Below are 22473 nucleotides of genomic sequence, written 5' to 3'. Positions count from 1 at the left end.
TGGGAAAATGGGCATTTCAATGATATGGGCTATGGCACAAAATGGTGTGATCGGCCGAGATAACAAACTTCCCTGGCGCCTCCCTAGAGACATGGCCTTTTTCAAAGAGCAGACGATTAATAAAACGGTACTCATGGGACGCAAAACGTGGGAATCCTTTGGAGGAAAAAGCCTGCCAAACCGGCGTAACGTTGTCTTGACCCGAGATCTGCGCTATCAGACGGAAGGTGCGGAAGTAATTCATTCAATGGAAGAAGGACTCCAATTAGCAAAGCAGGAAGAGTTAATGGTCATCGGAGGAGCAGAGATTTATTCACTGTTTTGGCCACATGCTGATCGGCTGATTGTGACTCGGATTGAGGAGGTTTTTGAAGGCGATACAACCTTCCCTGAGCTGGATTGGAACGGCTGGAATATAGTTAGTGAGACCCCAGGTATCAAGGATGACAAAAATCCCTATGAGTATCGTTTTGTTGTTTACGAGAGAACCGAATAAGAATAGACTATATCCGACCCCACTCATTTGAAAAATTAATAAACCATATAAAAAATCCTTTTGGCTGTTGATGCAGAAAGTTGCATAAGTTTTCATCACTTTTACGCTGTATTGTGATACAATAAATCAAATTCAATGAGAACAGACCCTTTCATAATACAAATAGACAAATTCGAATTTGACTTAAATTCTGAATGGATGATCGGGGTTCATAAGCGAAGAGATGGGGGAACGTAACATGTCTACACCAACTGGATTTATGGAATACACACGACAGCTTCCTACAGACCGGGACCCGGCAGAGCGTATAAAGGATTGGGAAGAATTCCATAAGCATATGTCTGAGGAAGAGCTGCGTACCCAAGGGGCGCGTTGTATGGACTGCGGAACCCCTTATTGTCATACGGGGATGGATATCATGGGAGCAACTTTAGGCTGCCCGGTTCATAATCTCATTCCGGAATGGAACAATCTCGTATATCGTGGTTTGTGGAAGGAAGCGCTAGAGCGGCTGCACAAAACGAATAACTTCCCAGAATTCACAGGTCGTGTTTGTCCTGCGCCATGTGAGGGTTCATGTACTGTGGGACTGATCGGACAGTCTGTTACAATTAAAACCATTGAGGAAGCTATTATCGAAAAGGGTTTTGAGGAAGGCTGGGTTGTCCCTAATCCGCCAGAAAAGCGTACAGGCAAACGAGTGGCTGTTGTCGGTTCGGGTCCGGCAGGTTTGGCTGCAGCGGCTCAGCTTAACAAAGCAGGGCACAGCGTGACTGTGTATGAGCGTGCAGATCGTGTGGGTGGATTATTGATGTATGGCATACCGTCCATGAAATTGGATAAAAAGGTTGTTCAGCGGCGTGTGGATTTGCTGGAGGCTGAAGGTATTCAATTCATCACCAATACGGAAATCGGCAAAGATATCCCTACCGATCAGTTGATTGGTGAATATGATGCTGTTGTTCTATGCGGTGGTTCTACGAAGCCAAGAGAATTCAACATTGAAGGTAGCGATTTGAAGGGTGTTCATTATGCGATGGATTATCTGAATGGTACCATCAAAAGTTACTTGGACTCCAATCTGGAAGATGGAAACTATTTGTCTTCCCAAGGTAAGGACGTTATTGTAATCGGTGGCGGTGATACGGGTTCGGACTGTGTAGCTACTTCTTTGCGTCATGGTTGTCGGAGTGTCACTCAATTTGGCACACATACCAAAGCACCTATGGAGCGTGACCCGATTGCCAATCCTTGGCCACAATTTCCAAACGTGTATTCTCTTGATTATGCACAGGAAGAAGCTAAGGCGTTGTTCGGAGAAGATCCACGTGAGTTCTCCATCATGACGACCAAATTTGTAGGTGATGAAAACGGTAATCTGAAAGAGCTGCACACCATTCAAATTCAACGGATTGTTGATGAAACAGGGCGCAAAATCTATCAACCGATTCCAGGTACGGAGCGCGTATTCCCTGCACAAATTGCTCTTATTGCCATTGGATTTGATGGTCCTGAGCAAACGATTGTAGAGCAAATTGGCTTGGAGACGGATCGTCGTTCCAACGTTAAAGCACGTTATGGAAAATATGTTACTAATGTGGATAAGGTTTTTGCTGCAGGTGATATGCGTCGCGGACAAAGTCTTGTTGTGTGGGCTATTAATGAAGGTCGAGAAGCTGCGCGTGAAGTTGATAAATACCTCATGGGCGCTACCGTTTTGGTGTAATTATAAATTTTATGTTACGGATCAGTCAAAGCTCCATCTTCGGATGGGGCTTTATTGTATTTCAAGCTGAGTCTCCCAGAAGCGAAAAATGAATAAATGATTATTGAGCTGTGAAACATTGTGAAATATATGTTATATAATATAACTTAAATTTAATCGTATCACCATATATTTCTTATCTAAATTGATCATAACATAAAAAAGAGTGTTTAGTGTAGCTTTTTTATAGAAAAAAGAATTATTTCACAAGAAAATTTGATAAAATCTGATATATATGTGATGTAAATTAACATATACATAACTTTCGTTGACTATTTAAAATCATGACCTGAGAGAACCATGGTATCTATGGTATAATACACGTATATTGTTGAAGCGTTTGACTAAATGAATTTACAAAGGAGCTTTCGTCGGGAGAAGGCTCCTTTTGCATGAGGCCGGGATACCTGTGTTTTCTTTAATATCCATGTATATGTATGATTCATGGAGGAGAAACAGAAGGCCGTCAGGAAGGAATGGAGTATGAATGAAGACGTTGATTATTGCTGAGAAACCGGATATGGGACGGACGATTGCCGCTGTTATGGAGCCGCGGGCTAAAAATAACCGTACCTATTTGGAAGGGGAGAAATACATTGTAACCTGGGCGATCGGGCATTTACTGGGTTTGGCTGAGCCGGATGCATACGATGCTAAGTACAAGCGATGGAACATTAAGGATCTTCCTATTATCCCTGAGCAGTTCAAAATTGTACCGAATCCGAAAACAAAAGATCAGCTGAAAATGATTGGTGAACTGGCCAAACGCTGCGATGCCATCGTAAATGCTTGTGATGCTGGACGGGAAGGGCAATATATTTTTGCGTTGATCCAACAGCAATTAAAGTTGCGTCAGCCAGTTAAGCGACTGTGGATTTCAGACTTGACAGCGGAAAGTATTGCGACAGGCTTTGAACGATTGCGAGATGCTTCGGAGTTTGAATTTCTGACTCAAGCTGCGCGGGCACGAAGTGAAGCGGACTGGCTGATCGGCATGAACGCTTCCAGAGCGTTCACAACACGACATAACACACTGCTGTCGGTAGGACGGGTGCAGACTCCCGTGCTGGCACTGATTCATGACCGGGAAAAAGAAATTGAGGCATTTCAGTCTCAAACCTTCTATGACGTGTGGGCAGAATTTAAGCAAGATCAGATCAAGTACAAAGGTGCGTGGCAGGGGGATAGGCTGACGAAGCCAGAGGAAGCTGAGGAAATCGCTGCGGCTGTTCGCGGAAAAATAGGTAAAATCACCAAATATGACACCAAGCAGACAAAAGAGTATCCTTTTAAATTGTACGATTTAACGTTGCTTCAACGCGAGGCGAATGCCAAGTACGGTTATTCGGCCAAAAAAACACTGGATGTGGCACAAGCGCTTTATGAGCGCCACAAGGTCATTTCCTATCCGCGTACCAATTCTAACTATGTGACAGAGCAAAATATAGACGGCATGCACAAGGCACTACGGATGCTGGGCACAGGTCCTTATGCTGATATGGTCCAACAAGCCAACCCCAATTTGGTTCATAAACAGAATAAATCGGTCTGCAATCCATCTCGTGTTGAGGATCACCATGCTATTTTGCCGACATTAAAAAGGCCAGGAACACTAAGCAAAGAAGAGCAAAATGTATATGACCTGGTTATTCGCAGGTTTTTGTCGCATTTTTTTCCGCCTGCTGAATACAAAATGCATACCGTAATGACACAGGTGGACAAGCATCTGTTTAAAACAAATATTAAAGAGCTTCTTTCCTTGGGGTGGAAAGTAGTTTTAAGTAAGGTTGATCAGGATAAAGGTAAAAAGAGCAAATCACCGAAAAAAGAAGATGAAGAGGAAACGGACGAGTGGACGGACAAGAAGTTTGAGATTGATGCGGGGCGTCCCGTGGATTGTGTTCGCGCCGAGATGAAAGAAAAGGCAACTCAGCCCCCTAAAAGCTACACGGAGGGTACATTGCTTAAGGCGATGGAAAGCGCGGGTAAACAGATGGAGAATGAGGAATTGCGTGAGGTCATGAAGGATGCCGGTTTAGGCACACCTGCGACGCGGGCCGCCACAATTGAACGATTGAAAAAGGTTGGCTATATTGAAATGAAGGGTAAAAAGATTCTTATTACGGAAAAAGGAAAGATGGCTATTGACCTGATCCGTCATGCTGGGGTTGATCTATTAGCCTCCCCGGAGATGACAGGTCAATGGGAACGTCGCCTACATCAAATTTCCAAGGGTGAGGCGGCTCAAGAGAAGTTTATGGAGAACGTTAAAAGATTTACGTTGTCCATCATTGATAAGGTGAGGCAGCAGCCGCCGGCTCCGGCAAATGCCTTTGGTGAGGAAGCAAGGGGGAAGCGTGCGGTTGGAAAAGAAGGCGCAAGTAGTGCGCGTGCGAGCGGACGCACCGCCGCCAAAGGGGTGGGGCGTGCTACATCAGGACGCGGTGGCAGCGCTGGAAGCGCAACGCTAGAGCAAGCAGCACCACCAGCACGCAGCTCTTCCGACGGATCCTCAGGCATTTCAGGAAGCCAAAGGCAAGCTTTAGGTAGCTGTCCACGCTCTAATTGCGGCGGAAGCATTATTGAAGGGCGTAAAGGGTATGGGTGCAGCCACTACAAGCAGGGTTGTGGCTTTGTCGTCTGGAAGGAATATGCTGGAAAGCAGATTACCGAAACGATGCTCAAGTCCTTGTTGACGAGGGGACAGACGCAATTGTTGTCTTTTAAGCGTAAAGATGGATCGACCGTCAAAGCGCGAATTGTTCTGAATGAACCTGGTACAGGACAACTTAGCGTTCGAGAGGAATCCTGAGACAGGGTTTAGACCAATACAAAAAAGGACCCTATCCGAGGGTCCTTTTTTGTTGGTGCAATTGTATGCTTTCGTGGATAACCCGTGGTACTTCCGTTAGCTTCTGTATCGTATACATCACGGAGTTCACGTTTTTTTGCAGTTCAACCATATTGTAAATCCATTCCTTAGGCTGCTTGAGATATACAGCATGAATACCTGCGGCAAGGGCTGGAGAAACATCAGTGCGCAGAGAATTCCCGATCATCCAGGTGATGCTTCGGTCCAAGCGATTCATCTGGATGATTTCTTCTAGGGCTTCGACATTTTTATGCTGGCGAATGTAGATGCGGTCATCAAAGTAGGTAGCCAGTTTCATTTGTTCAATCTTTCTTTCTTGAATGATCTGCTCACCGCCAGTATACAGATGGAGGGAATGCCCTGCTTTTTGGAGGGAGTTCAGCGTTTCGACCATGCCTGGATATGGTTCGATTTCCTGTTCGTACACACTTCGGCCAAGAGAGCGAAGCTCCTGCTCTTCCCGAGAATCGAGACGGCGTCCGAATTGTTCCGAGAAAAATTGGTACGTATCTATCAAAGATTGTGGGAAATGCTCGCTGGCAAAGCCTACTTGATGAACTCCAGCCACATCAATTTCGATTTGTTTTTCACGAATCGTATTTTTCGTTAGGTTATGAGTTGCAAACCATTCCTGAAGCAAATCGAAAAAGTGGTTGAGGATCAGGTCAAAATACTTGTTGCAGTGGACTAAGGTGTCATCAAGATCAAATAAAATGTGCTGCTTCGGATACGACATGATGCATACTCCTTCCAAGCCAAAGCTTTAACGTTGCTTCGGTTATAACTAAAAGTACAATTCAAATTACAATCCAATATAGGATTCCAAAAATACCTGTAAATCAGCCGCGCCATCGGGACGGATGCTGAATCTTTCCTTATGATAACGTCCGATGTGAATTCGGAGCAGACCAGCGACTCGTAAAATCATCATATCAGACATGAGTGTATCTTCCAAACGGCTCAAATCATGGCGCATATCTTCGAGAGACTTAGGACCTTGAGCTACATAACGCAGAATTCGTAGCCGCTGCGGATCATTAACCGCACGAGTGAGCCGTAGCAGAAGCGTAGGCGGTTCTTCCTCGCTCTCCTCGGGGATATCTACTGGATACTGGATCAGCAGTGTGCGGGTATAAAAACAGTATGAATTAATCGGGCGATTATGGACAACTGGAAATAGGACTACTGTATCCAGGTCTTCCATGTGTGGCACGACTAGTCCAGCTGTCGCATATTCAACCAGTGCTTCCGGTTCCATTTTACTCAGCAGCATGCGCTTTTCCGCAGCGTCTTCTTCTGCCAACACACGCAGTTCGCCTTCCAGGGCCCGAAAATAATCACGATCCCACAATTTGAGGAGTGGTGCGTATACCTTACGAATGCGTAAAGATTCTTCAAAGGTTAAAAAAGGGATATGCGGAACGAGCAACTCAAACATATCTTTATCCGGACCGTGGTCCAAATAAGAGATATAATCAGATATTTCATCTGATTCCGGACGAAGTAACGCCCAAGCATAGAGTGCGTCATAATCGCTAAAAGGGCAATCCTGAGCTGTAGCCAGCTCAGTACGAACTTCATGTTGTAGTCGTGCATCTACCTTGTCGATCCATTCATGGCCCAAGTCCATATCTTGAACCCACTTTTTAGTCACATAGGCCATGAAGCTGCCGAGCAATTCATAAATTGGAGAAGTGTCTATTTTAATTTGATAACTCATGGAACCCAATGCCTCCTATTCTGTCTTCTAGCCCAGAGCGGTGAACGTAATTAAGCCCGTCCATAAGCAAAACATGAGCATTTTAATGATTGCTCACTTATTTATTATGGCTTGTTCTGCCAGGGATTGTCCACTATAATATGAAATAGTGCGTTGTGACGTGAATGGGTTCGGATTGAACATACGAGGCTCCTTAACCGAAGGAGTCGGATACATACCAGACAAGCTCTTTCCGTAAAATCGTCATCTCAGATGGCGATTTTTTTCTTCTATTCTTTAATACACTAATTACACCTGAATTTGTATATGTGATTTGCCGGTTTTGCAGGACGGCATGGAATACATAGTGATAAGAATTATTATTGATTATGGAATCAAATGCAAATCATTTCTTAACATTGATTTTAATTATTTTATTTGTTCGATCAGGAGGAGCTAGGATGTCGTCGTCGTTACGGGTTCATTATTTTATTTTAATTGCTGTTATTATTGTTGCCGGATTATGCCAAGGTTTATTATTACCTATTCTGTCTATCTCGTTGGAACAAATGGGAGTTTCATCTTCACTAAATGGAATGAATGCGGCTGCTCTGTATATTGGTTCATTCGCAATGACGTTGGTGGCAGAACGGACATTGGGCTGGTTAGGGTTTAAAAAGCTGATGGCCGGTGGGCTTGTGCTAGTGCTCATTACGCTGCTGCTGTTTCCGCTAATCCCTGATATTCGAGTATGGTTCATACTGCGTCTGCTAGTAGGTATTGGTGACAGTGCATTGCACTACTCTGCGCAGCTATGGATATTGCTGGTGACTCCAGCAGAGAAGCGAGGCCGCAACATTTCCTTTTATGGTATGTCATATGGTCTGGGTTTTGCATTAGGACCATTGGGATTATGGCTACTTGATTATGGAATGCTGGTTCCATTTGCTGCGTTGGCCTTATTGTGCTTGCTTGTTTTGCTGTTGGTGTTAATTAAGCTGCCGGACTCCAGACCAGAGAAGCTGGAGTCCGAGGCGCGTCCCACTCAAAGATTTCGTCGCAGTTACAGCTGGGCATGGTACGCTCTTTTGCCTGCATTTCTATACGGCTATATGGAAGCGAGCCTGAACAGTAACTTTCCAGTCTATGGCCTGCGTATTGGCTTTCATACCGATGAAATCGCCGCCTTGCTGCCGTTCGTCAGTTTGGGAGGGTTAGTTCTGCAGCTGCCGCTAGGGATATTGAGTGACCGTTGGGGACGTAAAAAGGTGCTAATGAGCGTAGGCATAGCAGGGGGAATGACCTTTATGTTGCTACCATGGAGCGGCAATCATTTTATGTTCACTTTGATATTGCTGACCTTAGCAGGTGGTTTAGTAGGCTCCTTTTTCTCTCTCGGTTTGGCCTACGCCGCTGATCTGTTGCCCAAATCATTTTTAGCAGCCGCGAATGTACTGGCATCCTTTCATTTTAATCTGGGAAGTGTGATCGGACCTAATATTAGCGGAGGGTTGCTGGACTTTGGAACTCAAGGCAGCATGTTTCTTGTCCTTGGTGGTAGTTACATTGTTTTCGGATTGTTAGGTTTGTTTTCCAGAAAAAGAGTAACGGCGGTTTAAAACTGCGGTTTGCATGGTATTTGTTTCACATTTACTATAAAATATAAACAGTATTGATGGTGCGCAAAGGGGAATCACTTAGATGATTAAAATTCGGAAGCTGACCAAACAAGTGGGACCTGAACGGACCCAGCTACTTCGAGGAATTGATGCTGAAATTCATCAAGGCGAATTCATAGCCATAGTGGGGCCAAGTGGAAGCGGCAAAACGACGCTGCTTCGCTGTCTTGCTTTACAAGAGCCATGGGATGAAGGCAGTTTAATTGTAGGTGGCAATGATGTGCTGAAATCCGGTTGGACTGGAAAGATGAAAATAAAGCGGGAATGGGCATACCTGGAGCAAAACCCGCATCTAAATATGAATCGAACCGCTCTTAAAAATGTGCTCATTGGCAGATCCGGTCAAACTCCAATGTGGAGAATGGTGACCGGTATGGTGCGTTCCGACGATTATATGGGAGCGATGGACGTACTGGAGGATCTGGGTCTGCTGGATAAGGCGCATGATAAATGCGACAAGCTCAGCGGTGGCGAGCGGCAGCGGGTAGCGACTGCGCGTGCTCTCGTGCACGGAGCTAAAGTTATTTTAGCGGATGAGCCTGTAAATGGACTTGATCCAGCTTCGGCAGCGCATGTATTGGAGACTTTTCGCAAGCTGTGTTCTGACGAGCGGGTGACGATCATGACTGTACTGCCGTTGGAAATGGCTGAACGCTTTGCTTCCCGTATATGGGGGTTGAATGATGGTGAATTGGTGTTTGATATTCAGGGAAGACGATTGACACAAGCGGAAAAGAACAAATTGTGAAGGGGACGGCAAGAGAAGTGAAAATAATGCTGTTGAGAATGGTGGCTGGCTGCTGTTCCTTGCTGCTCCTTGCTGGATTTTTAAGCGGCTGTAATGTTATTAGCGATCCCATTTCGCTGATGGAGACACCGACGATGTCTGACGAGAAGCAGGAACTGAATGGTGCAGTGAATACGCAACTAGGGGCGGTACAGCCTTTAAGGCCGAATGATCCAGATGACCCGACGCCAATTCGAACGGGTGATTTGAACAATGATGGCACAGACGAAGCAGTGCTCTTTTATGAAACGCCAGATGAGAGCGTAAAAATACATGGTGCCTTGTTTGAAGATCAGGGCGGAACGTGGGTAAAGAAGCTGACGTTTGATGGGGAAGGCACTGTGCTGGAGTCATTTAAGCTCGTGGATTTAACGAATGATGGAACACTCGATATTGTAGCGGGTTTTTCCAGCGGAGATAGTGGCGATGGCGGGGACCAGAAGGGACTCATCGTGTATTCCTATACCGGAGGAACTCTGGAGAAAATATATGCTACAGGTTATACGGACTTCGTCGTAGATGATTTTAAGCATAACAAGATGGACTTAAACGGGGATAAATTGAATGATTTGACGATTATCACGCTGCGACGTAATGAATTCTTTACAGTTAAAACATTCCAATTCAGTGGGGGAACCTTTAAGGAAATCGGATCGTTGGATTTGGACAGTCAGGTCTTAGATGTCTATAATGTCGTTGCTGGCAAGGTAGCCGAGGGTAGGCAGGGGGTTATTATAGACACCAAAATTGCCCAGACCACTACCGTTTCCAATGTTATTGTGATGGATCACGGCAAGCTTAGGAAGCTTAATCTTATGGATGTCACCTTCAAGGATGCGACCATCGCCAGTGGTGATGTGGATGGTGACGGTATTCTGGAATTTGGTAATTTGGAGAAGCCTAAAGGTTGGAGTAACAAGCCGCTGGATGAGGTTCCATATTTTGTGTCGTTCTATCAGTGGGACGGGGCGAAAGGAACGATTTTTAAGCAGCAGCAGTATCGTGATTCTAATGAACAGGTCTACTTCAGATTACCGAAAGAGCTGCATGGCAAGGTGACGATTGATCCGAAAGTTTCGAAGAAGGACAGCTATTTGCGCTTTATTTTGGATGATACAGACAAAACGATAGCGGAAATTAAATTTTTCTCGTTGTCACAATGGGAGCGAAACAACGAAGGGTATAGCCAACTGTGGCGAACGAATGCGCAGGTCATTGGCATTAAGCGATCCAGTGAGCTGGAACCGCGTAAAACCATTAAAAACAAGCTGGGGGAAAGGCAGGTAGAGTAGAGTGAGTAAAGTTTTAATCATGGAAGACGAGGAATCCATTCGCAGCTTTATCGTCATTAATTTGAAACGTAACGGTTTTGAGGTGCTGGAGGCGTCGGAAGGGCATGAGGCTCTGAATATTTTGAACACGGTGCGGGATATTGATATTGCACTGCTTGACGTAATGGTGCCCGGTATGGATGGTTTTGAAGTCTGTCGGAGAATCCGGGAGACGAATGAGCGCATCGGCATTATCTTTCTCACAGCGAAGGTACAGGAGCAGGATAAGGTTTATGCCTTGTCTGTAGGGGCCGATGATCATGTGAGCAAGCCTTTTAGCCCAACGGAGCTGATTGCACGTATTCAATCGTTATTGCGTCGGGTGAATGTTCATCGTGAAACAGCAGCCAAAGTGTCCTTCCAGTCTGGACCGTTCACCCTAGATTTGATTGCTAAGCAATTTAAGAAGAACGGGCAGCTGATTGAGCTGACACCGACTGAGTTTTCCCTGATTCAATTTTTTCTGGAAAAAGAGAACACGCCGCTCAGCCGAGATGTTCTACTTGATCACGTATGGGGCAAAGAGTATATGGGCGATCCGAAAATTGTAGATGTGAATATCCGACGTCTTCGGCAGAAAATTGAAAACAATCCATCCGAGCCGGCTTTTTTACAAACAGTTTGGGGACATGGATATAAATGGAAAGGTCAGTCTCAATGATCAAAAAGGGAATTCGCCGACAGATTGTGCTTCACTATTTTTTCGTAGTGTTCTTAGCGCTTCTGTTAGTAGAAGTCATTTTTATGTTTGCACTCCGGTCGTACTATTACGATTCCATTTACAAACATATCGAAAGCCGTATCGAATCGGTAAGTGAATTTGCACCCAAATTTAAAGAGCCGGAACAGTCTTTGCAATCGTATTTGTTAAATACATTTTCTCTGCCCTTTACTGAACTGCAGTTGCTCGATGAACAGGGAAATGTAATTGATAACTCAACGAATTTTGCAGCAGATCTAAGTGTGCAAACAAGTGATGTGACACAAGCATTAGCTGGGGATACGGGCAAATGGATCGGAAAGCAACCGAGCACGGGGCAGCAGGTGATGGCGGTATCTCAAAAACTGGACAATATCGTCGGAGACCAGGTGTACGTTATTCGGTATACAACCTCGCTGGAATTGGTAAATGATAAGCTGTTTACGATTACGCTGTTTTCTCTTGGCATCATGGCAGCTGTACTGGTTATTGTATTTGTGGTCAGTACAGGGCTCGCGAATTCCATTGTTAGACCGATTAATAATATCCGCGATGTATCTGCTCAGATGGCTCAGGGAAGGTTTGATACACGCATTGAAGGCGATTATCGGTATGAGTTGGGTGAACTGGCTTCGACACTGAACTATATGGCACAGGAAATTGTCAGAACAAATCAAATCAAGGATGATTTTATTTCATCTATATCTCATGAATTGCGTACTCCGCTTACATCTATTAAGGGTTGGAGTGAAACGTTAAATTCTGGCGGCTATGACCCCGAAGAGACGAAAATCGGGATGAAGATTATCTCTAAAGAGACGGATCGGCTGATTGGCTTGGTGGAGGAAATTCTCGATTTTTCCAAGCTGGAGCAAAATGCCATGAAGCTTGTAATGGGAACGGTAGATCTTCGGGAGCTTTTGCAGGAAATTATGCTGAACGTATGGGCCAAAGCAGAAATGAAGCAAATAAAACTTCAGCTTGATTCGGAAGAAGCGGCATATTTCGTCCATGGAGACGGTAACCGTCTAAAACAGGTATTTTTGAACATTGTGGATAATGCTATCAAGTTTTCGCATGAAAGCTCAATTATTTTTCTGTCGCTTCAACGGGTTGATGGCAATATCGAGATATCCGTACAAGATACAGGAATTGGAATTAGTGCTGAAAATCTTGCCAGAGTAAGAGACCGCTTTTTCCAGGTAGACCACCAAAACGGTGGTACTGGACTGGGATTGGCAATCTCACAACAGTTTGTCGAGCGCCATCATGGTCAGATGCTCATCAGAAGTGAACTGGGGGCTGGCACCACTATTACGGTTTCATTACCTGCTCTGCAAGCAGAGCAATCCGTGGAACCACCACAACTCACTGAAGAATAGATTTAAAGCCTACTTATAGGTGCAATTAGAAAAACAGCCAGTCCTCTTAAATCGGGAGGGCTGGCTGTTTTTGATTTGGGGTAACGTTATGAAGTAAAACCTTCGGCACGCAAGCGTGTATTGCGCTCGTAAGCTTCTTTCAGCATACGTGTAGTTTGCGGCCGTACCGCCATTTTACCAAATACCACTTCATTGGGTCCGATGACCATAATTTCGCCCGGACTGCCTTTAATGACAGCACCATCGCGAATCACAGCACCTTCACCGATAATCGCATGTTCAATATGGACGTTACGTCCAATGCGTGTGTCCGGCATAACGATACTTTCTTTGATGGCTGATCCTTTACCTACCTCGACACCACTAAATACAACGGAGCGTTCAATTCGGCCCTCTACTTGACAGGAATCATGCAACAAGCTGCCCAATGGCTGCGTTTGACGGTTAGGTACCTTTTGTGCGCTCAACCTTGTGCGGCGTTCACGTGTATACATCGGCCAATCCTTACGTTGAAGGTCGATCGCACAATTCTCGTGTAACAAATCCATGTGTGAATCCCACAGGCTTTTAACGGTACCTACGTCCTTCCAATAGCCCTGGAATTCATAAACGTACAAGGATTCTTGATCCGCTAACATTTTAGGTATGATATCTTTACCAAAATCATGACTGGATTGAGCATCCTGTGCGTCTTCTAACAGGTAGTTTCTCAAGTAATCCCATTTGAAAAGATAAATACCCATAGAGGCCAAATTACTTTCCGGTTTCTCAGGTTTCTCTGCAAATTCTGTGACACGTAGATCTTCATCCGCACTCATAACACCAAAACGGTGTGCTTCATCCCAAGGTACCTCCATGACAGAAATGGTAGCCGCAGCTCCTTTTTCCTTATGGTGGTTCAGCATTTCGCGATAATTCATATAGTAGATATGATCACCGGATAAAATAAGCACATGCTCCGGATTTTGGCTGTCAATATATTCAATATTCTTATGAATAGCATCTGCCGTTCCTAAGTATTCAGCGTTACCTGTGTTGTAAGATGGAAGCAGGGTAATTCCTTTGTCATCTGTTTTTGTAAGACCCCATGGTGTTCCATCCCCGATATGTTCGTGCAAGGATTCTGCCTCATATTGCGTCAGTACACCTACAGTATCAATGTCTGAATTTACGCAGTTACTGAGAGGAAAATCGATGATTCGGTAATGACCGCCAAAAGGTACGGCGGGTTTTGCAATCGTTGAAGTAAGGGGAGCAAGACGGCGTCCCTCTCCGCCTGCCAGCAGCATGGCAATGCATTCTTTATTAAACATTTCGTTTCCCTCCCGGTTTAGTTGTCAGTGTAGTACATACATAAACGGTATGGGGTACTCTTGAAACCATTAGGTATATAAGATTCCCCAAAAACTAAGGTTTATTTTTTTCCTAGTCATTTTTCTGTTCATTGTGGCTAGAATGGGGTAATAACTCAAGTCAGCTTTGAGCCAAAAGCGAATGCATTACCGATTCATACATTTTTACTTACAAACATATAAGGGTGGTGACGTGATGACAGACCAAACTCTTCCGCAACAGGCTATTTCATCGGAAGATATTTATTTGTTTCATGAAGGAACGCTTTATCACAGCTACCGATCTTTGGGTTCCCACCTTACTGTGGAGAACGGAGAACAGGGCGTCCGTTTTACGGTCTGGGCTCCTCATGCTCTCCATGTCGGGCTTGCTACAGATCGCAACAACTGGAATGGGGAACAGGATTCCTTATATAGGGTTCCCAAATCCGGTTTTTGGAGTCGTTTTTTTCCGGGGATATCCCAAGGAACTTTTTACAAATACGACATTACGGGTGCAAACGGTGAACGATTTCTGAAAGCAGACCCTTACGCGGTACGTGCTGAAGTGAGACCGGCAACGGCTTCTGTGGTAGCTTCTATAGATGGTTATACTTGGAACGATGCGATTTGGCGCCGAAAACGTAGAGCACCGTATGGAAAGCCTCTACACATATATGAGCTTCATCTGGGCACTTGGAAGCAAAAAGAAGATGGTACGTTTTATACATACAGGGAAATAGCTGAGCTTCTTGTGCCTTATGTGACTGATATGGGGTATACACATATTGAACTGATGCCGCTGAGTGAACATCCGTATGATCTTTCCTGGGGCTACCAACTTACTGGATATTTTGCACTCACAAGCCGTTATGGAGAACCGTATGATTTTATGTATTTGGTGGATCGTTGCCATCAGGCGGGAATTGGAGTGCTGATGGATTGGGTCCCAGCCCATTTTGCAAAAGATGCTCATGGATTAAGGCTGTTTGACGGATCGCCCCTGTTCGAATATGCGGATCCGCTGATTGCGGAAAAGCCCGGCTGGGGAACGCTGACGTTTGATTACAGCAAACCGGAGGTGCGTTCTTTCCTGATATCTAATGCGTTATTTTGGATGGATATGTACCATATTGACGGCCTGCGCGTAGATGCTGTGACGAGTATGCTACGGCTGGATTTTGAAAAGCAGGACGGTCAATATCGTTTTAACTCTAAGGGAGGTATTGAAAATGAGGAGGCTATTGCCTTCCTTCAACAACTGAATGAAACAGTATTCCGCTATTATCCGTATGCTCTGATGATGGCAGAGGAGTCCAGTGCCTGGCCTATGGTAACTTCCCCGGTAAGCGATGGAGGACTCGGTTTTAATTACAAATGGAATATGGGCTGGATGAACGATACGCTTGATTATATCGAAACGAATTTCGATCAGAGACCGGAGCGCCATAATTTGCTGACATTCCCCATAGCTTATGCGTACAGCGAAAATTTTACACTGCCATTGTCGCACGATGAGGTTGTTCATGGTAAGAAGTCGCTGCTTGATAAAATGCCAGGTAACTATGAGCAAAAATTTGCCGGGCTTCGAGCGCTTCTCGGTTACCAACTCACCTCGCCGGGCAAAAAGCTATTATTTATGGGAGGGGAATTCGGCCAATTCATCGAATGGAAGGATGAGGAGCAGCTTGACTGGTTTCTGCTGGATTATGACAGTCACCGTTCGCTGCACGCTTTTACGAAAGCGCTGAATCATTTGTATATTCAGGAAAAGGCACTATGGGAACTGGATCATTCGTGGGATGGATATCAGTGGATTGAGGCGGAGGACCGTGGGCAGAGCGTAATTACGTATTTACGTAAAAGTAAAAAGCCAGGAGATACATTGGTCGTGCTTATTAACTTTCAGCCCGTACCGAGAGAGAACTACCGAATTGGGCTGGAAAAGGCCGGGAGTTATATCGAACTGCTGAACAGTGATCATAAGGACTTTGGGGGAAGTGGCCAGCTAAATACCGGAATGATACGGACCGCCCGTATTCCTTGCCACGGTCAGCTTCACAGCTTGGAGGTGACTATACCACCCCTGAGCATCGTTATACTCAAGAAAGCGCCTCGGAGGCCTAAAAAAGCAGATTAACCACATAAGGAGGAAGCATATATGAACATTTTGTTTGCGGCAGCAGAAGCACATCCATTTATTAAAACAGGCGGGTTGGCTGATGTCATTGGCGCACTGCCGAAGGCACTTCGTCAGGCGGGGTGCGACGTCCGAATCATTTTGCCTAAATATGCGGGGATTCCCGATACTTATAAAAAGTCTCTACGTCCGGTAGCGGTAAAGCAAGTAGCCGTAGGCTGGCGTAATCAATATTGTGGAATAGAGGAACTGACATTAGACGGAATCAAGGTTTATTTTATAGACAATGAGTATTACTTCGGTCGTGACGGTATTTACGGTTATATGGATGATGGCGAACGCTTTTCCTTTTTTAACCGAGCGATTTTAGAAATGCTGCCTGAACTGAACTTTCGGCCGGATATTTTGCATTGTCATGATTGGCATACAGCAATGGTTCCGCTGCTTCTGAATGCCGATTATCGACATTTGCCCTTCTACAGCGATATTCGCACGGTGTTTACCATACATAATCTGCTGTATCAGGGGGATTTTCCGTATGAGGTCTTAACTGAGCTGCTCAACCTGGATGGGAGCTATTTCACCTCCGAGGGTGTGGAGTATCATGGCAGACTGAATTTTATGAAAGGTGGGCTTACGTACTCGGATCATGTCACGACCGTGAGTCCGACCTATGCAGAGGAGATTCAAACGGAATTTTACGGATATGGGCTTGAGGGTCTGCTTCGTAAATTGGGAGATCAGGGTCGCTTAACAGGGATTGTGAACGGAATTGACACCAAAAGCTATAATCCTGCTACGGACAATCGTATTTATACGAAGTACCGAACGAGTCTGACAAAGAAAAAGGAAAACAAAATTGGTCTGCAAAAGGAGCTGGGTCTGCCGGTACGGCCGGACGTACCTATGATTGCCATGGTAACCCGACTTGTAGATATGAAGGGGCTAGATCTGGTAACGAGAGTGCTTGATGAAATCTTGTATTATGATGATATCCAGTTTGTCGTTTTGGGAACAGGGGATCCGGCTTTTGAGCATTGGTTCCGTGAGGCAGCGGGACGCTATCCACTGAAAATGTCGGCGCAGCTTGCTTTTAGCGAACCTCTGTCACGAAAAATATATGCGGCAAGCGATATGTATCTTATGCCATCAAGGTTTGAGCCTTGCGGGATCAGCCAACTGCTAGCGCTTCGTTATGGAAGTATCCCTATTGTGCGAGAAACTGGGGGCCTTAACGATACCGTGCAGGCTTACAATGAGTCTACAGGGGAAGGAAATGGATTTAGCTTCACGAACTACAATGCACATGATATGCTGAACACCATTCGTCGTGCTGTTCATTTTTATCGCCAATCTGAGCATTGGTCGAAGCTTACACAGACGGCTTTCGCAGGAGAATATAGTTGGGATGTTTCAGCCGAAGCGTATATGGATATTTACCATTTGCTCACAAAGACGGACTGAACGGAGTAGGAACACCATATTCATATTAATGAAAAAGGGAATCCCTTTAGCCAGTGTTTGGCTGAGGAATTCCCTTTTTTGCTATGATCAGTCGCCCCCGCCACCACAGCTGCTTCCACATGAAGAGCCGCTGCTACACGAAGAATGGCTACCAGAATCGCCTGAATCATGGTGAGAAGAGCCTCCATGATGAGAACTGTCATGGGAGGAATGATGATGCGAGTGATGCGTATCCCAGTTCGAGCAGCCGCTTGCCGAGCTACAACCAGATGAGCTAGCTAACCCGGCATTGCCTGTAGCATCCGGGTGCATGTGTATGGCAAATTGTTCAGGTTGATACCATGAATACCATACAACAGCTAATAACAGATAGTCGACCTGTAAATAGTTGACCTTAGGCAATTGCTTACCCTCAGGATCATCCACCGCTTTATTCACCCGCTCGCGCAGATGTTGTACAATCTTATGAACCGTTTGTTGGGCTTGCTGTGAAATGGCTATATTCTCCTGAGTATTCCAACGGTTACCTGCTGGCTGCGCCGAAGTTGTGAGTTTGTAATAGTGTGAAAGCTCGTCGTTCGGTAATGGATGATTAAAAAAAGTCCCCCACAAACTGGCGCTATAGCGGTTCCAGCCAAAGCATTCCACATACAACCAATCAAACCACGCACGCTCCTCCGGCATCGGCTGAGAGCCGCCAGAATGGGGCGCATGGTGAAGCATACGACCAAAAAAAGCTTCCGAGAATTGCTGATATTCGCGGGTAAACATCAACATTTCGTGCCATAATTCATCCACATCACTACTGAACATAGGCACACGATTCATAATCGCGCATAGCATAAAATATCGTTTTAGCTCATGCCAACGCCAATCATATTCTTGCTCCGTAATCTCTGGGTGGGCTTCCATTACACGATTCCTTACGCTATGAGCATAGGAGACGGGAATGGATTGCTCCAATAGCTGCATCAGCTCCGTAATCTCTGGATGACGCTCCTGCGAAAGGGAAGAAGGAGAAGGGGAGCTGAGGAAAAAAGCATTCCGGCGCCGTGTTTTTCTGTTTCCCCGGTTCCTGCGTATTGCACGGAATATAAACCAAAAAATGATGAGGTCTATCACAATAAACAACGTCCAAAAGCTACTCATACTATCCATGATGGCTGGCTACTCCTTTCTGAAATAACACGGAATTAAGATTTAGCGTTCGTTATTCAGCAGAGCGAATTCTTTTTTTATCTGGGCTAGCAGTTCAGGATTCGTGATTACATCGCAAGCAGTCCATGCCAAAGTTCTCGCAGCCAGCAGCATTCCTTCCATGGCTCGGTCCTGCATCGCCAAATCGCGGAATTCTGGTGTATGCAAGGCATGCTTCTCGTCAATAACTTGAATGTAAGGATGGATAGCAGGGCAATGAAGCGATACATTTCCGATATCCATAGAGCCATGATCTTCGCCTTCCGTTATATCTTCTTGCGAAATGCCAGCCTGTACCAAATTTGCGGTAAACGCATCGGAAAGTACACGGTTCGTGACCATTTCATCATAAGAAGTCTCATAATTGGAGGTCTCCAAACGACACCCGGCCTGTAAAGCAGCTCCTTCAGCAATTTGAATAACACGGCGAGTCAGCGGGTTCAGTTCTTGACGTGTAGCGGCCCTTACATAAAATTGCGCTGAGGCGTAATCAGGAATAATATTGGCTGCTTGGCCACCCTGATTAATGATCCCATGGATACGCACTGTGCTTTTTACTTGTTGACGGAACGCATTGATGCCATTGAACGTTTGAATCACAGCGTCCAGCGCGTTAATGCCTTCGTGCGGGCTGGCAGCCGCGTGAGCGGATTGACCAAAAAATTCGAATTGTACAGCATCAATCGCCAGCGATTTGCCTGATTTTTCGTAACGATCATAAGGATGCGTCATAAGTGCTATGTCGCAATCATCAAACAAACCGGCAGCGGCCATAGGGACCTTAGCACCACGAGTTTCTTCGGCAGGTGTGCCGTATACCCGTACTTCTCCACCAGTTTCGTTGATGATCGACTTGAGGCCAACGGCAGCACCGGTACTCATCATGCATATCAGATGGTGCCCACAGGCGTGTCCTAAACCTTTCAGAGCGTCATATTCTGCCAGAAAAGCGACAACCGGCCCGGATTTTTCAGCTTTGTAAGTTGCAATAAAGGCTGTTTCTATGCCCAATACGGGTGCCTGGACCTCAAAACCGTGAAAAATGAGTTCTTCTTTTAAACGGGCAGCGGCCAGAAATTCCTCGTTTCCAAGTTCAGGATTTGCCCCAATATATAACGAAATGTCCTTAAAGCGTGGGGCATGCTGCTCAATTGTCTTTTGAATGGTCTGTTTAAAATTCATGCTGAAAACTCCTTTATATAAGCTGTAATGTAGGTACTGCGCTAGGTATGCTGAAATTGTACTATAACATTCATTGCATAATCATGCATATTCATTTATAATGACACAATCTTATTTATTATAAAGAATTTAAGGAGAGAAAAAAAGATTGAAAAAGGCATATCGTTTTACCGCCCTGGTTTTGACGGCGGTTATCTTGCTGTTGACGGGTCTTCCCATGCTCAATGCATACGGAACGGAAGCAAAGCCACAGAAAAAACTTGTAGTGGGCATGAGTGCCGACTTTCCGCCGTATGAGTTTCATAAAGTTATTAACGGTAAGGATACTATTGTTGGCTTCGATGTGGAAATCGCGAAGGAAATCGCCAAAGATTTGGGTGCGGAGATGGTCCCTGAGGACATGAGTTTTGACTCTTTGCTACCTGCTCTGCAAAGTGGTCGCGTAGACTTGGTACTGTCCGGTATGACACCGACGGATGAGCGTAGAAAAAGCATTGATTTTTCAGATGTATATTATCGCTCCAAGCAAGTCATTATGGTACGCCCAGAGGATAAAGACAAATATCCTACGATGGCTGCTTTGAAAGGCGAGAAGATTGGCGCGCAAAAGGGGAGTATTCAGGAAGAAATTGCTCAAAAAGTACCCAATGCCTCTGTAACCTCACTGGACAAAATATCCGATCTGGTACTCCAGCTGCGGACCCAGCGTATCAACGCTGTTGTGATCGAAGATACGGTTGCTAAAGGGTACACGTTAGATGGGACCGTAACACTTGCCAAAGCGATACCTGAGGATGCCGGAGCAGAAACTGCTGTAGGTATACGCAAGGGGAACGCAGAATTGCTTGCCTCTGTAAATAAAACGTTGGCTCGCCTGAAAGCGGACGGGTCGATTGAAAAGTTTTCTACAGAAGCGAGTGCACTCTCGGCAGATCGACAGGTTTCTTCTAATAACATCGTAGATATTTTTTGGAAATACCGCAGTCTTTACGCTACGGGTATTGGTTACACTCTGTTGCTGTCTGCACTCGGAGTACTGTTTGGATTTATCATTGGTCTGATCGTATCCTTGTTGCGGATGAGTGGTATACGCATCATTGAGTGGTTAGGTACCACATATGTGGAGATCCTGCGTGGCACACCTATGCTGGTGCAGCTCATGATCATTCACTACGGGATTGCTTTGACGCTGGGTGTCAATTTTACTCCACTCCAGTCCGGTATAATCACATTGTCTCTGAATAGCTCGGCATATCTGGCTGAAATTTTCCGTGCAGGTATCCAGGCAGTAGACCGTGGACAGATGGAGGCCGCACGCTCATTGGGTATGGGACGAGGCAAAGCTATGCGTCACGTCATTTTGCCACAAGCGTTTAAATCTATTTTGCCTGCTATAGGTAATGAGTTTATTACAATTATTAAAGAATCCTCCATTATTTCGACTATTGGTATGGTGGATATTATGTATCAAGCCCAGGTCATTAAGAATATTACCTACGAAGGATTAAGTCCGTTCATAATCACAGCCGCTATTTATTTTGTAATGACATTCAGCTTGTCTAAGCTGCTTGGTTTATGGGAAAGGAAGTTGAGAGCCAGTGATCACCGTTAAACAATTGCGTAAATCGTTCGGCAAGAATGAGATTTTAAAAGGCATTGATATAGATATCGCCAAAGGAGAAGTTGTCGTTATCATCGGTCCCAGCGGTTCGGGGAAGAGTACGTTTTTGCGTTGTATGAATCTGTTAGAACAGCCGACGGATGGGGAGATTTTATTTGAGGGCGAGCCGATTACAGCTCGTGGTCATAATATTAATGTAACCCGGGAAAAAATGGGGATGGTGTTCCAGCATTTTAATCTGTTCCCACACAAAACAGTGTTGCAGAACCTGACGCTTGCACCGACGCAGGTTAGAAAACAGTCAGGTAAGGAAGCGGAAAAAATTGCATTAGAACTCCTGCGTACCGTGGGGCTCGAGGATAAGAAGAATACCTATCCGAACCAGCTATCCGGTGGTCAGAAGCAACGTATTGCGATTGCGCGTGCTTTGGCCATGCAGCCGCACGTAATGCTGTTCGATGAGCCGACTTCTGCATTGGACCCTGAAATGGTTGGAGAGGTTCTGGATGTAATGAAGAAGCTCGCCGAAGGCGGTATGACAATGGTAATTGTAACGCATGAAATGGGCTTTGCCCGCGAGGTAGGCGATCGAATTATCTTTATGGATAACGGTCAAATTGTGGAGCAGGGTGCACCAGACCAGGTATTTGGCACTCCAAGCCATGATCGCACTCGTGATTTTCTTGCCAAAGTATTGTAAGAAAGTGCTGGTCTAATCATAAAAAAGCTCTCCGTTGACGGAGGGCTTTTCTTATTTTGTCACCATTTCCCCATACTTTCGTAACAAATATCGATTTCTTAATGACAAAATTGTAACGAGTGTAGTA

The 22473-nt window shown here is 45.3% G+C and carries 17 protein-coding genes; 12 read left to right on the top strand and 5 right to left on the bottom strand.

The window, feature by feature from the left end:
• The first annotated feature begins 7 nt into the window (after window positions 1–7).
• From G9G53_RS07730 to G9G53_RS07720, 3 genes are all read left to right on the top strand, one after another.
• The gene (locus tag G9G53_RS07730) at window positions 8–496 is read left to right on the top strand and encodes a dihydrofolate reductase (protein ID WP_069011722.1); all 489 of its coding nucleotides are present in this window, start codon (window positions 8–10) and stop codon (window positions 494–496) included.
• Window positions 497–734: 238 nt separating this feature from the next.
• A complete protein-coding gene (locus G9G53_RS07725; protein ID WP_069011727.1) occupies window positions 735–2222 on the top strand; it encodes a glutamate synthase subunit beta in 1488 nt (495 codons plus the stop codon).
• Between the two features lie 526 nt (window positions 2223–2748).
• Window positions 2749–5073 (top strand): type IA DNA topoisomerase, encoded by a 2325-nt coding sequence (locus G9G53_RS07720; RefSeq protein WP_165146608.1) that lies wholly within the window; start codon window positions 2749–2751, stop codon window positions 5071–5073.
• 31 nt (window positions 5074–5104) lie between these two features.
• On the opposite strand, the gene G9G53_RS07715 is transcribed toward G9G53_RS07720, so the two are convergent.
• Both G9G53_RS07715 and G9G53_RS07710 read right to left on the bottom strand, forming a co-directional pair.
• The gene (locus G9G53_RS07715; RefSeq protein ID WP_029517450.1) at window positions 5105–5869 is read right to left on the bottom strand and encodes an HAD family hydrolase; all 765 of its coding nucleotides are present in this window, start codon (window positions 5867–5869) and stop codon (window positions 5105–5107) included.
• Between the two features lie 66 nt (window positions 5870–5935).
• Complete coding sequence (locus tag G9G53_RS07710) at window positions 5936–6853, bottom strand: hypothetical protein (protein WP_039273282.1); 918 nt, start codon at window positions 6851–6853, stop codon at window positions 5936–5938.
• 440 nt (window positions 6854–7293) lie between these two features.
• Between G9G53_RS07710 and G9G53_RS07705 the strand changes: the two genes are divergently transcribed.
• From G9G53_RS07705 to G9G53_RS07685, 5 genes are all read left to right on the top strand, one after another.
• Window positions 7294–8451, top strand: coding sequence for an MFS transporter (locus tag G9G53_RS07705; protein WP_069011733.1), 1158 nt, complete (start codon window positions 7294–7296; stop codon window positions 8449–8451).
• An 82-nt stretch (window positions 8452–8533) separates the two neighbouring features.
• On the top strand, window positions 8534–9259 hold the full coding sequence (locus tag G9G53_RS07700) for a phosphonate ABC transporter ATP-binding protein (RefSeq protein WP_029517452.1): 726 nt from the start codon (window positions 8534–8536) through the stop codon (window positions 9257–9259).
• On the top strand, window positions 9256–10590 hold the full coding sequence (locus tag G9G53_RS07695) for a hypothetical protein (protein WP_165146605.1): 1335 nt from the start codon (window positions 9256–9258) through the stop codon (window positions 10588–10590). Before G9G53_RS07700 ends, G9G53_RS07695 begins: the two co-directional genes overlap by 4 nt.
• Before the next feature lies 1 nt (window position 10591).
• Complete coding sequence (locus G9G53_RS07690; RefSeq protein WP_007432526.1) at window positions 10592–11290, top strand: response regulator transcription factor; 699 nt, start codon at window positions 10592–10594, stop codon at window positions 11288–11290.
• Window positions 11287–12711: a sensor histidine kinase gene (locus tag G9G53_RS07685; RefSeq protein WP_029517454.1), complete on the top strand. Its 1425-nt coding sequence runs from the start codon at window positions 11287–11289 to the stop codon at window positions 12709–12711. The genes G9G53_RS07690 and G9G53_RS07685 overlap by 4 nt, the downstream gene beginning before the upstream one ends.
• Before the next feature lie 86 nt (window positions 12712–12797).
• On the opposite strand, the gene G9G53_RS07680 is transcribed toward G9G53_RS07685, so the two are convergent.
• On the bottom strand, window positions 12798–14024 hold the full coding sequence (locus G9G53_RS07680) for a glucose-1-phosphate adenylyltransferase (RefSeq protein ID WP_029517455.1): 1227 nt from the start codon (window positions 14022–14024) through the stop codon (window positions 12798–12800).
• Between the two features lie 235 nt (window positions 14025–14259).
• Between G9G53_RS07680 and glgB the strand changes: the two genes are divergently transcribed.
• Together glgB and glgA are read left to right on the top strand one after the other, a co-directional pair.
• Window positions 14260–16182 carry a 1,4-alpha-glucan branching protein GlgB gene (gene glgB / locus G9G53_RS07675; protein ID WP_165146602.1) on the top strand — a complete coding sequence of 641 codons (1923 nt, stop codon included), beginning with the start codon at window positions 14260–14262 and terminating at the stop codon, window positions 16180–16182.
• Between the two features lie 21 nt (window positions 16183–16203).
• A complete protein-coding gene (gene glgA / locus G9G53_RS07670; RefSeq protein ID WP_029517457.1) occupies window positions 16204–17646 on the top strand; it encodes a glycogen synthase GlgA in 1443 nt (480 codons plus the stop codon).
• 87 nt (window positions 17647–17733) lie between these two features.
• Here glgA and G9G53_RS07665 read toward each other — a convergent pair whose 3' ends face one another.
• Together G9G53_RS07665 and G9G53_RS07660 are read right to left on the bottom strand one after the other, a co-directional pair.
• Window positions 17734–18804 carry a hypothetical protein gene (locus tag G9G53_RS07665; protein ID WP_165146599.1) on the bottom strand — a complete coding sequence of 357 codons (1071 nt, stop codon included), beginning with the start codon at window positions 18802–18804 and terminating at the stop codon, window positions 17734–17736.
• Window positions 18805–18846: 42 nt separating this feature from the next.
• Window positions 18847–20025, bottom strand: coding sequence for a M20 family metallopeptidase (locus G9G53_RS07660; RefSeq protein ID WP_165146596.1), 1179 nt, complete (start codon window positions 20023–20025; stop codon window positions 18847–18849).
• A gap of 148 nt (window positions 20026–20173) precedes the next feature.
• Here G9G53_RS07660 and G9G53_RS07655 point away from each other — a divergent pair, with 148 nt between their 5' ends.
• Together G9G53_RS07655 and G9G53_RS07650 are read left to right on the top strand one after the other, a co-directional pair.
• Window positions 20174–21637: an ABC transporter substrate-binding protein/permease gene (locus G9G53_RS07655; protein ID WP_029517460.1), complete on the top strand. Its 1464-nt coding sequence runs from the start codon at window positions 20174–20176 to the stop codon at window positions 21635–21637.
• On the top strand, window positions 21624–22346 hold the full coding sequence (locus G9G53_RS07650; RefSeq protein ID WP_029517461.1) for an amino acid ABC transporter ATP-binding protein: 723 nt from the start codon (window positions 21624–21626) through the stop codon (window positions 22344–22346). The genes G9G53_RS07655 and G9G53_RS07650 overlap by 14 nt, the downstream gene beginning before the upstream one ends.
• The last annotated feature ends 127 nt before the right edge of the window (window positions 22347–22473 follow it).

Source organism: Paenibacillus sp. EKM206P (genome assembly GCF_011066155.1).
Classification (GTDB): domain Bacteria; phylum Bacillota; class Bacilli; order Paenibacillales; family Paenibacillaceae; genus Paenibacillus; species Paenibacillus polymyxa_D.
The sequence above is the reverse complement of the archived record's forward strand: the minus strand, read 5'-3'. Positions and strand labels throughout refer to the sequence as shown.

Excerpts from the sequence above, each read along its gene's own strand:
- G9G53_RS07665 (WP_165146599.1), bottom strand. The coding sequence starts at position 18,804 with ATGGATAGTATGAGTAGCTTTTGGACGTTGTTTATTGTGATAGACCTC.
- G9G53_RS07720 (WP_165146608.1), top strand. The coding sequence starts at position 2,749 with ATGAAGACGTTGATTATTGCTGAGAAACCGGATATGGGACGGACGATT.
- G9G53_RS07725 (WP_069011727.1), top strand. The coding sequence starts at position 735 with ATGTCTACACCAACTGGATTTATGGAATACACACGACAGCTTCCTACA.
- G9G53_RS07730 (WP_069011722.1), top strand. The coding sequence starts at position 8 with ATGGGCATTTCAATGATATGGGCTATGGCACAAAATGGTGTGATCGGC.
- glgA (WP_029517457.1), top strand. The coding sequence starts at position 16,204 with ATGAACATTTTGTTTGCGGCAGCAGAAGCACATCCATTTATTAAAACA.
- G9G53_RS07680 (WP_029517455.1), bottom strand. The coding sequence starts at position 14,024 with ATGTTTAATAAAGAATGCATTGCCATGCTGCTGGCAGGCGGAGAGGGA.
- glgB (WP_165146602.1), top strand. The coding sequence starts at position 14,260 with ATGACAGACCAAACTCTTCCGCAACAGGCTATTTCATCGGAAGATATT.
- G9G53_RS07715 (WP_029517450.1), bottom strand. The coding sequence starts at position 5,869 with ATGTCGTATCCGAAGCAGCACATTTTATTTGATCTTGATGACACCTTA.
- G9G53_RS07710 (WP_039273282.1), bottom strand. The coding sequence starts at position 6,853 with ATGAGTTATCAAATTAAAATAGACACTTCTCCAATTTATGAATTGCTC.
- G9G53_RS07705 (WP_069011733.1), top strand. The coding sequence starts at position 7,294 with ATGTCGTCGTCGTTACGGGTTCATTATTTTATTTTAATTGCTGTTATT.
- G9G53_RS07700 (WP_029517452.1), top strand. The coding sequence starts at position 8,534 with ATGATTAAAATTCGGAAGCTGACCAAACAAGTGGGACCTGAACGGACC.
- G9G53_RS07660 (WP_165146596.1), bottom strand. The coding sequence starts at position 20,025 with ATGAATTTTAAACAGACCATTCAAAAGACAATTGAGCAGCATGCCCCA.
- G9G53_RS07685 (WP_029517454.1), top strand. The coding sequence starts at position 11,287 with ATGATCAAAAAGGGAATTCGCCGACAGATTGTGCTTCACTATTTTTTC.